This window comes from Enterovirga sp. (genome assembly GCF_035325185.1).
Classification (GTDB): domain Bacteria; phylum Pseudomonadota; class Alphaproteobacteria; order Rhizobiales; family Beijerinckiaceae; genus Enterovirga.
Map to the genome: position 1 here is coordinate 45,130 of NZ_DAOLAJ010000010.1, position 12,783 is coordinate 57,912.

At 67.3% G+C, this 12,783-nt stretch carries 12 protein-coding genes; 9 read left to right on the forward strand and 3 right to left on the reverse strand.

From position 1 onward, the window contains the following. Nucleotides 1-68: 68 nt before the first annotated feature. Nucleotides 69-1,142, forward strand: coding sequence for an isocitrate/isopropylmalate dehydrogenase family protein (locus tag PKD06_RS03725; protein ID WP_324377723.1), 1,074 nt, complete (start codon nucleotides 69-71; stop codon nucleotides 1,140-1,142). A 1-nt stretch (nucleotide 1,143) separates the two neighbouring features. Further along, nucleotides 1,144-1,935 (forward strand): 2-oxo-tetronate isomerase, encoded by a 792-nt coding sequence (otnI, locus tag PKD06_RS03730; RefSeq protein ID WP_324377725.1) that lies wholly within the window; start codon nucleotides 1,144-1,146, stop codon nucleotides 1,933-1,935. An 18-nt stretch (nucleotides 1,936-1,953) separates the two neighbouring features. On the opposite strand, the gene PKD06_RS03735 is transcribed toward otnI, so the two are convergent. After that, the gene (locus PKD06_RS03735) at nucleotides 1,954-3,213 is read right to left on the reverse strand and encodes a lytic murein transglycosylase (RefSeq protein WP_324377727.1); all 1,260 of its coding nucleotides are present in this window, start codon (nucleotides 3,211-3,213) and stop codon (nucleotides 1,954-1,956) included. 181 nt (nucleotides 3,214-3,394) lie between these two features. Here PKD06_RS03735 and PKD06_RS03740 point away from each other — a divergent pair, with 181 nt between their 5' ends. Next, a complete protein-coding gene (locus PKD06_RS03740) occupies nucleotides 3,395-4,117 on the forward strand; it encodes an NAD(P)-binding domain-containing protein (RefSeq protein ID WP_324377729.1) in 723 nt (240 codons plus the stop codon). Nucleotides 4,118-4,124: 7 nt separating this feature from the next. Here PKD06_RS03740 and PKD06_RS03745 read toward each other — a convergent pair whose 3' ends face one another. Further along, entirely contained in the window at nucleotides 4,125-6,158 is a 2,034-nt protein-coding gene (locus tag PKD06_RS03745) for an acetyl/propionyl/methylcrotonyl-CoA carboxylase subunit alpha (protein ID WP_324377731.1), read from the reverse strand. Nucleotides 6,159-6,267: 109 nt separating this feature from the next. Then, on the reverse strand, nucleotides 6,268-7,875 hold the full coding sequence (locus tag PKD06_RS03750; RefSeq protein WP_324377733.1) for a carboxyl transferase domain-containing protein: 1,608 nt from the start codon (nucleotides 7,873-7,875) through the stop codon (nucleotides 6,268-6,270). 183 nt (nucleotides 7,876-8,058) lie between these two features. Between PKD06_RS03750 and PKD06_RS03755 the strand changes: the two genes are divergently transcribed. The 6 genes from PKD06_RS03755 to PKD06_RS03780 form a co-directional block, all read left to right on the forward strand. Next, nucleotides 8,059-8,463: a hypothetical protein gene (locus tag PKD06_RS03755; protein WP_324377735.1), complete on the forward strand. Its 405-nt coding sequence runs from the start codon at nucleotides 8,059-8,061 to the stop codon at nucleotides 8,461-8,463. A gap of 298 nt (nucleotides 8,464-8,761) precedes the next feature. Continuing rightward, on the forward strand, nucleotides 8,762-9,922 hold the full coding sequence (locus tag PKD06_RS03760) for a tyrosine-type recombinase/integrase (RefSeq protein WP_324377737.1): 1,161 nt from the start codon (nucleotides 8,762-8,764) through the stop codon (nucleotides 9,920-9,922). Further along, on the forward strand, nucleotides 9,919-10,638 hold the full coding sequence (locus PKD06_RS03765) for a hypothetical protein (RefSeq protein WP_324377739.1): 720 nt from the start codon (nucleotides 9,919-9,921) through the stop codon (nucleotides 10,636-10,638). The genes PKD06_RS03760 and PKD06_RS03765 overlap by 4 nt, the downstream gene beginning before the upstream one ends. A 70-nt stretch (nucleotides 10,639-10,708) precedes the next feature. After that, nucleotides 10,709-10,915, forward strand: a complete 207-nt coding sequence (locus tag PKD06_RS03770) for a helix-turn-helix domain-containing protein (protein WP_324377741.1) — start codon at nucleotides 10,709-10,711, stop codon at nucleotides 10,913-10,915. Nucleotides 10,916-11,126: 211 nt separating this feature from the next. After that, on the forward strand, nucleotides 11,127-11,486 hold the full coding sequence (locus tag PKD06_RS03775; RefSeq protein ID WP_324377743.1) for a hypothetical protein: 360 nt from the start codon (nucleotides 11,127-11,129) through the stop codon (nucleotides 11,484-11,486). Further along, nucleotides 11,483-12,783 (forward strand): hypothetical protein (locus PKD06_RS03780; protein ID WP_324377744.1); only part of this gene is annotated, 1,301 nt, incomplete at its 3' end. The genes PKD06_RS03775 and PKD06_RS03780, both read left to right, overlap by 4 nt.

Sequence of the window (12,783 nt, forward strand, 5' to 3'; positions counted from 1 at the left end):
CGGGCGGAAGGAGAATCCTCGCGGAGGCGCCGCCGCGGCAGGGGCGCCCATCCGCCTGGAGGAGCACCATGAAACTCGTCGTTCTGCCCGGAGACGGGATCGGGCCTGAGATTTCCGAAGCGACGATCCGGGTGCTCCGGCTCCTCGATCGCAGGCTTTCGCTCGGACTGACCTTCGAGACACACGAGATCGGCCTCGCCCGCCTCGCGAGGGACGGCTCGACCTTCCCCGACGAGGTGCTGAAGGCGGCGCGCGCGGCCGACGGCATCATCCTCGGGCCTGTCTCGCATTCCGACTATCCGGCGCGGGACAAGGGCGGCATCAACTGCTCGGCGCATCTGCGCGTCCAGCTCGACCTCTATGCCAATATCCGCCCCGCCCGGTGCCGTGAGGGGATCGCGCATTACGGCCGCACGCCGCTCGACCTCGTCATCGTGCGCGAGAACACGGAAGGCTTCTATGCCGACCGCACGATGTTCATGGGGACCGGCGAGTTCATGCCGACCCCCGACCTCGCCATCGCCATGCGCAAGGTGACGGCGCAAGGCTCGCGGCGCATCGCGAAGGCCGCCTTCGAGATCGCGAAGACGAGGCCCCGGCGCAAGCTGACCTATGTCCACAAGGTCAACGTGCTGAAGGTCTCCGACGCTCTGTTCCTGAAGGAATGCCGCGCGGTCGCGGGCGATTACCCGGATATCGAGGCGGATGACCAGCTCATCGATTCCATGACCGCGATGCTGGTGCGGGACGCGCAGCGCTTCGACGTCGTCGTCACGACCAACATGTTCGGCGACATCCTGTCCGACCTCGCCTCCGAGCTGTCGGGCAGCCTCGGGCTCGGCGGCGCCATCAATGCGGGCGACGCCCATTGCATGGCGCAGGCGCAGCACGGCTCGGCGCCCGACATCCAGGGGCAGGACAAGGCCAATCCCTGCTCGCTCATCCTGTCGGCCGCCATGCTGCTCGAATGGCTCGCCGGGAGGCGTGGCCGGCCGACTTTGCGCCGCGCGGCCGAGACGATCGACGCGGCGATCGACGAACTGGTGAAAAGCCCCGAGACCCGCACCGGCGATCTCGGCGGAGAACTCGGCACCAAAGCTTTCACCGACCGGCTTTGCGCCGAGATCGAGCGCAGGCTGTGAGATGGCGCTCAGGTTCTGCGCCAACCTGAACTTCCTGTTCACGGAGCTGCCGCTGCTCGACCGGTTCGCGGCGGCGGCCGAGGCGGGGTTCGAGGGCGTCGAGCTGCTGGTGCCCTACGAGGTCCCGGCGGCGGAGATCCGCCGGCGTCTCGACGCGGCCGGGCTCCGGCAGGTGCTTTTCAACAGCCCCTCCGGGGATCGGGCGCGCGGCGAGCGCGGCATGGCCTGCATCCCGGGCCGCGAGGCGCAGTTCCGCGATTCCGTGCGGCTCGCGCTCGACTATGCCGATGCCCTCGACTGCCGGCTCGTCCATCTCATGGCCGGAATCGTGCCGGGCGGGGTGCCTTACGATACGGCCGCCGCGCTCTACGCGATCAACCTCGCCTGGGCGGCGGAGCAGGCGCAGGCGGCCGGGGTCAAGCTCGCCATCGAGGCGATCAACGGGCGGGACATTCCGGGTTATTTCCTGCGCAGCCAGGAGCAGGCGGCCGCGATCGCGACCGCCCTCGGGCCCGAAAGGGTCGGCGTGCAATTCGATATCTACCACTGCCAGACCGCGCAGGGCGATGTCGCGCGGCGGCTCGAAGCCCTGATGCCGCTGATCGCGCACATACAGGTTGCCGACGTTCCCAAACGCCATGAGCCGGGCACGGGCGAGATCGGCTGGGACTTCCTCTTCGGCTGGATCGAGCGGCTCGGATATACGGGCTGGATCGGCTGCGAATACCAGCCGCGCGCCGGAACGGCGGCCGGCCTCTCCTGGCTCCGCCGTTTCGCGAGTGGGCGCGGCTGACGCCGCTTTGCGGGGCGGTTATTTCCCGCGCAACGCCTTCAGGACGGCGAAATCGGCATAGCCGTCGGTCACGAGGCCGTGGCGGGCCTGAAAACTGCGCAGCGCCTCGCGCGTCTTCGAGCCGTGCCGCCCGTCGGTTTCCCCCCGATAGAACCCGAGCTGGGCGAGGCGCTTCTGCACCTCGGTGCGCTCGGGATGGGAGAGCGCCTTCGCCGGCCAGGCGCGCGTGAAGGCGCCGCCCCCGGCGATGCGGTTCGCGAGATAGCCCACGCCCATGGCATAGGCATCCGACGAGTTATAGGCGCGGATGACCTCGAAATTGTCGCCGGCGAGGAAGATCGGCCCCTGGATGCCGGCCGGCATGAAGAGATTGGCGTTGCCCGAGCCGGGCAGGGCCTGCCCGTCCACGCGCCGCACCCCCATTGCCGCCCAGTCCCCGAAGCCGCGGCGATAGGTGCCGAGATCCATCCCGGCCGGGAGGCTCACCTCGACCAGCCAGGGGAGGCCGGGCTGCCAGCCCTTCCGGCGGAGGTAATTGGCCGTGGAGGCGAGCGCATCCGGCGCCGAGGTCCAGATATTCGGATGGCCGTCGCCATCGGCATCGACGGCATAGGCGAGATAGCTCGACGGCATGAACTGGGTCTGGCCCATGGCGCCGGCCCAGGAGCCTCTCATGCCCGCCGGCGTCACATGCCCGGCCTGGAGGATTTGCAGCGCCTGGATCAGCTCGTCGCGGAAGAAGGTGCCGCGATAGCGCATATGGGCGAGGGTGGCGAGCGAGCGGATGACGGAGAGCCCGCCCGTGTTGGCGCCGAAGCCGCTCTCCATGCCCCAGACCGCGAGCACGATTTCGCGCGGCACGCCGTAACTGCTCTCGACCCAGTCGAGCGTCGGGGAATAGGCGGCGGCCATGCGGCTCGCCTGGGCGAGGCGCGCGGGCGAGACCGAGCCGTTGACGTAGACCCAGATGGGCTTGGAGAATTCCGCCTGCTTCTTCGTGAGCGCCGCTACCTTCGGATCGGGCGTCACGCCGGACAGGGCCGCCTCGAAGATCTCGCGCGAGACGCCCGCGCGCTGGGCATCCGGCCAGAGGGCGGCGACGAAGGCCGAAAAATCCTCCTTCGGCGCCGTGCTCGCCTGCGGCGCGGCAGCGCCGTGCCTGGCGGCGACGGTCTTCGCCGGCTTGGCCTGGTGGGCGGGCTGAGCCTCGGCGCCGGAAGCGGCGAGGAGAGCGGCGAGGATCGGAGCGGCGAGGCGAAGGGAGGCGAGGGGCGGCATGCTATCGGGTCCGGCGGCGATCCGGTTGTGATCCAGGGCGGTGGCCTGATTAGGGCAGGCGCGAATCGTTCCCGACAGTGAACGCGCCCGGCGTTGACGGAATGTTGAGCATGGCCGGCAGGCATGGCGCATTTCCCGCTCTCGCGCGTTATCCGGGATTCCACACTCGGGAGACGCCGCCATGGACATCAAGCTTCGCCGCAGGGAAGCGCTCGCACTCCTCGCCGCCTCCCTCGTCGCCCCTGGCGCTGCGAGCGCTCAAGCGGAAGGGCTCAAGATCGGGACGGTCGGCTCCGGCCGGCTCGGGAAGGCGCTCGGCACGCTCTGGATCAAGGCGGGCCACAATGTGATGTTTTCCTCCCGCCATCCCGACCAGCTCAAGGACATGGCCGCGGCTCTCGGACCGAAGGCGAGCACGGGAACGCCGGCCGAGGCCGCCGCCTTCGGCGACGCCGTGCTGGTCGCCGTGCCCTATGGCGCGATGGAGCAGGTGGGACGCGATCTCGCCGGAATCTGGCGCGGCAAGCCCGTGCTCGATGCGGGCAACGCGGTCGCCCCGCGCGACGATCCGGCGATCGTGGAGGCGGTCTCCCGGCGCGGCATCGGCGTGGTGGCGCGCGAGATGCTTCCGGGAGCGCATGTCGTGCGGGTCTTCAACACCATGGGGGCGGCGAAATTCGCTGCCCTCGGCTTCCGCGAGCCGCGCATCGGCATGCCGCTCGCCGGCGACGATCCGCAGGCCGTGCAGGTCGCCGAACGGCTCGTGCGCGATATCGGCTTCGAGCCGGTCCTCGTCGGCGGCCTCGACCGGGCGCGCCTCTTCCAGCAGCGCGAGCCGTTCTGGCAGGCGGCGCAGGAGGAGCTGTCCGCGGCGGAATTGCGCAAGCGCCTTCCGCCTTCCTGAGGGGGGGCTATCCCTCTTCGGCCCTCAGCACGATCAGCCGCGCGCCCTCGGCGACCTGCTGCCCGGCTTCGGCCAGGACCTCCGCGACCTCGCCGTCAGAGGGGGCGAGGAGGGCGTGCTCCATCTTCATCGCCTCCAGGACGGCGAGGCGGTGGCCCCTGGTGACGCGCTCGCCCGGGGCCACGAAGACGGCGACGACCTTGCCGTGCATCGGCGCCTTGACCGTGCCGCCCTCGTCGAGATGTTCGAGATCGACATCGAAGGGATCGAAGAAGGCGACTCGGGTCTGGCGCCCCTCGTGGACGGCGAGCACGGCGTCCCCCGCGACGACCAACTCGCCACGCCCCTTGTCGAAGGTGTCGCGATGCGTGGCGTCGCTCCAGCCGAGTTCAGGGCATGCGTCATACCCGGAGGAGGGAATGGCCACGCGGACGCGTTCCTGCTCGTCCCAGGCGAGATCGACCGCGACCTTCTCCCCCTCGACGCTCAGGAGGACCGGACTGCGCCGCGGCCCGGAGAACTGGAAGGCGTCGCGCCGCCGCCACGGGTCTCGCCCCCAGGTGACATGCCCCTGTCCGGCGACCTTCAGGGCAGGGGGATTGAGGGCCCGGTCGTGAAGTTCGAGCAGCTTCACGGCCGCGGCGGCGACGGCCGCGCGGCGGTCGCCGGGGGCCACGAGCGCGCCGAGATTGCGGTCGATGAAGCCCGTATCGAAGGTGCCGGACCGGAAGCCCGGCGCGTCGCACAGGGTCCGCAGGAACGCGACATTCGTCTTCGGCCCCGCGACGACGGTTCGGCCGAGTGCCGTTGAGAGGCGGTCCAGCGCCTCGTCGCGCGTCTCGCCGCGCGCGATGACCTTGGCGATCATCGGATCGTAGAACGGGGTCACGGCGTCGCCCTCGCGCACCCCCGTATCGACCCGCACGCCCTCGCCTCCCGGAAGGCCGAGCGCCCAGAGCCTGCCCGTCGAGGGCAGGAATCCGGAGGCCGGGTCCTCGGCATAGAGCCGCGCCTCAACCGCATGGCCGCGAATGACGAGGTCGTCCTGGGAGAAGGGGAGGGGATGGCCGGCGGCGACGTGGAATTGCAGCTCGACGAGGTCGAGCCCCGTGATCGCCTCCGTGACCGGATGCTCGACCTGGAGACGCGTATTCATCTCCATGAAATAGAAGCGGTCGGGCCGCAGGCCCTCGCGCCCGTCGGCGATGAACTCGACGGTGCCCGCGCCGCGATAGCCCACGGCCTTCGCGGCCTCGGTCGCGGCGCGGCCCATGATCGCGCGCATCTCTTCCGGCATGCCGGGGGCGGGCGCCTCCTCGATCACCTTCTGGTGCCGGCGCTGGAGCGAGCAGTCGCGCTCGAAGAGGGAGACGGCGTTGCCGTGCCCGTCCGCGAAGACCTGGATCTCGACATGGCGCGGCGAGAGCACGTATTTCTCGACGAGGACGCGCGGATCGCCGAATGCGCTCGCGGCCTCGCGCTGCGCGCTTTCGAGCGCAGCCTCGAACTCCATCTGCTTGTCGACGCGGCGCATGCCCTTGCCGCCGCCGCCCGCCACCGCCTTGATCAGCACCGGATAGCCGATCTCGTAGGCTTTCCGGCGCAGGAAGTCCGGCTCCTGGCGCTCGCCGTGATAGCCCGGCACGATCGGGACGCCCGCCTTCTCGGCGAGCGCCTTGGCGGCGTCCTTGAGCCCCATTGCCCGAATGGCCGAGGCGGGCGGTCCGACGAAGACGATGCCAGCCGCCTCGCAAGCCTCGGCGAATTCCGCACGCTCCGAGAGGAAGCCGTAGCCCGGATGGATGCAGTCGGCCCTGGCCTTCCGCGCGGCCTCGACGATGGCCTCGATCCGCAGATAGCTTTCGGCCGCGGGAGCCGGGCCGATGCGGTGGGCCTCGTCGGCCTCCGCGACATGCATCGCGTCCCTGTCGGCATCCGAATAGACCGCGACGGTCCGCAGGCCGAGACGCCTTGCGGTGCGGAACACCCGGCAGGCGATCTCGCCCCGGTTGGCGACGAGGACGGAGGTGAGGGTCTTCATCCTGGCATCCCTTCCCCTCGGTCATGGCCGGGCTCGATCCGGCCGTCCCGGTCGGGGCGCGAGAGTTTCGGGATGGCCGGGACGAGCCCGGCCATGACGGCGATCGGAGCTACATCCGGAACACGCCGAACCTCGTCTCCGGGATCGGCGCGTTGAGGGTGGCGGAAAGGGCGAGGCCGAGGACGCGGCGGGTCTCGGAGGGCAGGATGATGCCGTCGTCCCAGAGCCGCGCGGTCGCGAAATAGGGCGAGCCTTCCGCCTCGATCTGGCTTCGGATCGGGGCCTTGAAGGCGTCCTCCTCCTCGGCCGACCATGCCTTGCCCTCGGCCTCGATATTGTCGCGCCGCACCGTGGCGAGGACCGAGGACGCCTGCTCGGCCCCCATCACCGAGATGCGCGAATTGGGCCAGGTGAAGAGGAAGCGCGGTCCGTAGGCGCGCCCGCACATGCCGTAATTGCCCGCGCCGTAGGAGCCGCCGACGAGCACGGTGATCTTCGGCACGGCGGCGGTCGCGACGGCGGTGACGAGCTTCGCCCCGTTCCTGGCAATGCCGCCGGCCTCGTAGTCGCGCCCGATCATGAAGCCGGTGATGTTCTGGAGGAACAGGAGCGGGATGCGGCGCTGGCAGCACAGCTCGATGAAATGTGCCCCCTTCAGCGCGCTCTCCGAATAGAGGATGCCGTTATTGCCGAGGATGCCGACCGGCATGCCCCAGAGCCGGGCGAAGCCGGTGACGAGCGTCGTCGCGTAGAGGCGCTTGAACTCGTCGAATTCGGACCCGTCCACGAGCCGGGCGATCACCTCGCGGATGTCGTATTGCTTCTTGAGGTCGGTCGGCACGATCGCCTCGAGGTCGTCGGCCGCATAGCGGGGCTCGGCCGGCTCGGCGAGGTCGAGCCCGGGCGCCTTGACGGTGTTCAGCGTGCCGACGATCCGGCGCAGGATGGCGAGGGCATGGATGTCGTCGGTCGCGTAGTGATCGGCGACGCCCGAGAGGCGCGCATGGACGTCGGCGCCGCCGAGATCCTCCGCGCTCACGATCTCGCCCGTCGCCGCCTTCACGAGGGGCGGCCCGCCGAGGAAGATGGTGCCCTGCCGGCGCACGATGATGGATTCGTCCGACATGGCCGGCACATAGGCGCCGCCTGCCGTGCAGGAACCCATCACGCAGGCGATCTGCGGAATGCCGAGAGCGGAGAGGGTCGCCTGGTTGTAGAAGATGCGGCCGAAATGCTCCCGGTCCGGGAAGACCTCCGTCTGCTGGGGCAGGTTCGCCCCGCCCGAATCGACGAGATAGAGGCAGGGCAGCCGGTTCTCGCGCGCGATCTCCTGGGCGCGCAGATGCTTCTTCACCGTCATCGGATAATAGGTGCCGCCTTTGATCGTCGCGTCGTTGCAGACGATCATGACCTCGCGGCCGCAGACGCGCCCGATCCCCGCGATCATGCCGGCGGCGTGGATGTCCCCTCCATACATGTCGCAGGCCGCGAGGGACCCGATCTCCAGGAAGGGCGAGCCCGGATCGAGCAGCCGCAGCACCCGCTCGCGCGGGAGCAGCTTGCCGCGCGCCACATGACGGTCGCGCGCTCGCTTGCTGCCGCCTTCCGCGGCGGCCTCGCGTCTCGCGATCAGCTCCTCGCGAAGCCCTGCCCAGGCCGCGCGATTCGCCCGGGCCTCCTCCGATCCCAATTCGCTCGCTGACTGAATGACGGGCACGGTCGCTTCCTGGCCGGGGGAGGGGCGATAAAATCAGGTCGCGGCCGGCAAGCAAAGAGGGAGCGGCCGGGGGATGCAGCCCCCGATTCAGGGACGCGGCCAGATAGCCCCGAGCGGTGTCGCCGCCTTGGCACGAGGGCTGCGAAGCCGGTAGCGATGGGCTGGGATGACCGGAGACGCCTCATGAAAGGGATCGTTCCGCTGGTTGCGATAGCTCTCGGCGCCTGGAGCGGCGATGCCGCTGCGGCGGTAGTCTGGACGTGCGAGGTGCTTCATTCCTACGGCCTCGCTGCTGCCGGCGCGCACGAGCCGGATGCTGCAGGCAGCTATGTCGGCGACCGCTTCACGGTCAACGACGACACGGGCGCAGTCGCGGGCCCGCATCTCGGGATGATGCAGGAGTGGACAGGCGTGAAGCGACGCTTCGGAGCGGATATGGACGGCCTCCAGTCGATCCGTTCCGCGGACGGCCGGCCGCTTCAGCATCTTTATGTGGAGACCTTTACGCGCCGCGCCGCCAAGCCCTTCGTGATCGCCGACCTGGATATCGGCGCGACGCGCACGGGGACGTGTCGGGCGGGCGGCTGAGAGAAAGGCCGGGACCCGACGCCTCCATGGAGGAAATCCGATCGGCCTTGGGACGACGGAAGCGAAGATGAGGATTGCAAGAGGCTGGCTGGGGGACGAGGATTCGAACCTCGACTAACGGAGTCAGAGTCCTAAAAATGGTTATCTCTCTCCGTCATTCTGTGTAATCTGGCGTGTGTAAGCCGCTGATATAGCTACGATGAAAGGGAAGGGTACGTAACGTCGTGTCACTTGAAATCACGTCGCATCGGTGACATGGACGTGACACGAGACCAAATTTCGGGACGGAGTAAAATCCGTGTCACAAGCTTCTCGCACCAAGAAGCTGACGCAGCGGATCGTGGACGGCATCAAGCCGGGCGGACGCCGTTTCCTGTGGGATGAAAGCTTGGCTGGCTTCGGCGTCCGCGTCACCGAGGGCGCTACCTCCTACATCGTGGACTTCAAGATCGGGCAGCGTCGTCGCCGTGTCGCGCTCGGTTCGACCCGGCTGCTCTCCTATGCTCAGGCACGTGATCAAGCCGCCGAGACGCTTGTTGCTGCTCGGAAGGGTGTAGACCTGACCGTGGACATCCACCGCGACATGCCGACGTTTCAGGCGGTCTGGAACGAGATGATCGAATTGGACAAGCTCCGGTGCTCGCCAGCGACGATCACGGATTATGAGGATCGGGCGAAGCGTCTGTTTCTTCCGAGTCTCGGAAAGAAGCTGGTCGGGGACATCACTCCGGCCGATGTCGAGAAGGCGGTTGGCGGTGTGCCCGGCGCCCGTAACAAGGCGTATGCCAACACGCTCATCAAGAAGACGATCAACTTCGCGAGGAACAAGAAGCATTATCTCCCCGAGACCCATCGGAACCCTGCCGATTCCCTCAAGCTCAAGCCCGCTGTGCGCCGTCCGCCTCGTGCGCTCGAGCTTGAGGAGATCCGCAAGTTCGGCGAGGCGCTCGCTGCGATGGAGGCGGAGAACGAAATCTCGCCCTGGCTCGCCAACCTGATCCGGCTCTCGCTGATATGTGGCCTGCGGCCCGGCGAGGTGCGCACGATGACATGGGAGCGGATCAATCTGCCGCGCCAACGGATGACCGTCGTCGGCAAGACGGGCGAGCGGGAAATCCACCTGACTGACGCCGCAATGCAGGTGCTGGATGCGACGCCGAAGGTCCAGGGCTGTCCCTATGTGTTCGCGGGCCGCCGCTACGGCCAGCCGATCGCGTCCGTCCACAAGCAGCTCAAAGCCGTTCAGGATAGGGCAGGGGTGGAGCGCTTCCGTCCGTACGATCTTCGGCACAGCGCCGCGACGGGCGCACTGGCGAGCGGTGCCGATGTGGTGTCCGTTCAGGCGCTCCTCGGTCACACGGATCTGAAAACGACGCAAGGCTACTTGCATGCGAGCGAGGGGCGTCGCCGGACGGCTGCGGAGCGGGCGGCTGCGTTCGGGCGGGGGGTGCTGCGGTGACAAAGCATCCCAGTCGCTATTTCGGAACGGCATTTACGGCGCGGGACGTTAGCCGGCTGCAAGAGATGTTGGGGCTTGAGAAGAAGTCCTACGCCGCCGATATCGCAATCCGGATTCAGTCTTGGGTCTGGACATGTGAAGAGGAAGAGGCCGCGCGGGCCGTGATACCCGATATCAAGGTGGAGAGAAAACGTCTTGAGCGTATTGCCACGACGGCCGCGATTCTTGCTCGTCTCCTCGAAGACGAACCGCTTGCGGAAGAGTTGATGCGCGAACCGGGTGCGATGAGCGACCGACAAGATGCAATGGAAGATGGTGTCTTGGACATGACCAAGCTTCACGACATCGATCAACGAAAATTAATGGTTTTTATCCAGACCGCGAAGCAGGTTCGGCGGAACGCCGAATTCGCTCTCTCAGACGATAGGCGTCTTCGGCTCCATCTCGGGCTGCCGAAGAGGGAGAATGCGGGTAAGTCGCCGATTACGAGCAGGCTTTGGCCGAACCTATTTCAGACGTGGACGTGGGCGGGGAAGCGCGTAGCGAAGACGAATGGAGGGCCCCTCCATCGCTTCGTCGCATTCGTTCATAGCGTCTATGATCTTGGTGAGGTGAAGGCGAGCACCCTCAAGGATAGTATTGCAGAATGGCAACAGGACGGATGGTGGCAGAATATGCAACCTGATCCGCCATGGCGGGATGCGGAGGAAGATTAGACTTCGCCCGCAATATCCAACACGCGAAACCTGGTGTGAATGAGAGACCTCCCGTTCCTAGGAGGTATTCTTGTCCTCTCAGATTTCCCCGCTCCTTGATGAGGAGGAGGCCGCGCGCCTCCTGAAGGTTGCCACCGGCACCCTGCGCAACTATCGCACCCGCGGCCAGGGTCCGATCTTCGTCAAGCTCGGTGGCAGTGTCCGCTACCGGCAGTCCGATCTTCAGGACTACATTGAGCGGTCGATCCGCCGCCCTGTGCCGAAGCGGGTGGCCTGATCATGGCTGCCCCTCTCACCTTGACCGCAGCAAAGCGGGCCTTCCAACGCGTTGCTCGCTTTAGCGCCTATGATGGGCGCCACCGCCTCGGCACGATCCTCGATACTGGCTCGGGTGCCTCGCGCTTCGTGTCCTTCGATTCTGACGGCGCCCTCATTGGCGCCTTTGCCACGCAGCGGGAGGCGGTGGCGGCGCTTCCGGGCGGTGGACGATGAGGAGCCTATCCAAGGCGCATCTCCGCCGGGAGCAGGTTGCGGCAGCCCACCGCAGAATCCTCGACCAATGGCGTGAGCGTTCGGGGCACTCCTTCGCGGACTTTGCTGATATCATTGAACGCGCGCAGCCAGGAACAAGCCGGTCCGATTTCATCGGCATTGGCTCCGAGGTCTTCGCCTTCATCAAGGCGTCACCCGCTTGGGACAGTCTCTCGGGTGAAGGAAAGATCCTCATCTTCAGGGCGGTGCAGCATCTGATCTGCACCCGGCCGTGGCGCCGATCGCCTTTGGGCTCCCCCGAGCCCGAGATTGATCTCTTCGGCAGTGCGGAAGGTGTCCGGCGAGGCGAGCCTTGAGTCGGTGGGACAAGCCCGCCGGCCGCATCGTGCCGGCCCGGATGGCCGCGCCGCTGAAGGTGGGCGGGGCCGTTCTCGGTCAGATGGAGAAGCCCGAGGACAATGGTCCGCGCCCCCGCTTCCGCAACCATCAGCGGCTATCCGAAATAGAGCGCCTGATCGAGTACCGATGTGGCATCGACTACAACGCCCCCGGCACGATCTGGACAAGCGACGAGACTTATCTTCGCGCTGCGCTGCCGACGTTGCTCTTCACGATGCGGGAGCCGGGCTGTCCGGCCCACCGAAGCAGCTTGGGAGCCTGGATTGACGCGCACCTGCCCTGCCTGAGCGACCGCCCGCAATGGTGGCTGGACGAACTCCTCGCCGAGTTCACGACCTATCCGCGGCGGAAACCCCGACGCGCCGACGGCATTGCCCGCGACCTCAACGTCACGTGGGAGGAGCATGAGACGCTGGACCTGCACTCCATCAGCTTCGTCGGTGGCACGCCGGAGGTGAAGGCGGAGATCCGGCGGATCAAGGATAGGGCCCGCAAGCTACAGGCTCGACGCGAGAAGGGCGCCGTCTCCCGCAGTGAATATGAAGGAGCCTCGGCGACAGCGGTGGAGCCATGGATCGCGGCGGGCGTGTCTCGGGCCACGTACTATCGCCGTCAGAAATCCGTCCGTGAGACAAGTCCGTCCGCAAATGAGTTGGTTGAGACAGGTCTGTCCGCAAATGCCCGTGAGACAAGTGCGTCCGCGGTAAGTCCCGTAGGGACTGGTAGGGCCGGACGGACCTGTCTCATTCGCGGAATACCGCGCATAGCCGATCGAAAGGGTGGGGACCGTCCGCTGTCGAGCGAGACCGAATCGGAGGAGAGAGAAAAATCTTTGGATGCCTCGGCCGACAGGCCGAGGGCCCGCCCGGCGAGGGCATCCCACTCTACACCTCCGCCAGCGCTTGAGGATCGTGGTCAGCTTCGGATTCCGGTTCGTGCGGCGCTCCCGTCTCAGCCGGCTGACGCCGTCCAACTCTCGATCCTGCCCGAACCTCAGGCGGATGGGGAGCTTCGGACGGCGTGCGAGCAGTGGGGTCAGGGGCCGATGCCGGAGACGATCCGGATCGCGTATGTTGCCGCCAAGCGACGCCGGGCGGTTAGGCAGGAGGATGTCGCGACGGCGATCGGGATCAGCCGGCCGCAACTCGCCAACGCGCTCCACCGCACCTTCAACCTGTCTCCGGGAGCCGCCGAGCGCCTGAAGTGCTGGCTGCTGGCGCCGGACAGCGCGTTGCCGCCGGCCGCTGAGATGGG

Coding starts and splice junctions, on each gene's coding strand:
- PKD06_RS03775 (WP_324377743.1), top strand. CDS start 11,127: ATGAGGAGCCTATCCAAGGCGCATCTCCGCCGGGAGCAGGTTGCGGCA.
- otnI (WP_324377725.1), top strand. CDS start 1,144: ATGGCGCTCAGGTTCTGCGCCAACCTGAACTTCCTGTTCACGGAGCTG.
- PKD06_RS03725 (WP_324377723.1), top strand. CDS start 69: ATGAAACTCGTCGTTCTGCCCGGAGACGGGATCGGGCCTGAGATTTCC.
- PKD06_RS03745 (WP_324377731.1), bottom strand. CDS start 6,158: ATGAAGACCCTCACCTCCGTCCTCGTCGCCAACCGGGGCGAGATCGCC.
- PKD06_RS03740 (WP_324377729.1), top strand. CDS start 3,395: ATGGACATCAAGCTTCGCCGCAGGGAAGCGCTCGCACTCCTCGCCGCC.
- PKD06_RS03735 (WP_324377727.1), bottom strand. CDS start 3,213: ATGCCGCCCCTCGCCTCCCTTCGCCTCGCCGCTCCGATCCTCGCCGCT.
- PKD06_RS03755 (WP_324377735.1), top strand. CDS start 8,059: ATGAAAGGGATCGTTCCGCTGGTTGCGATAGCTCTCGGCGCCTGGAGC.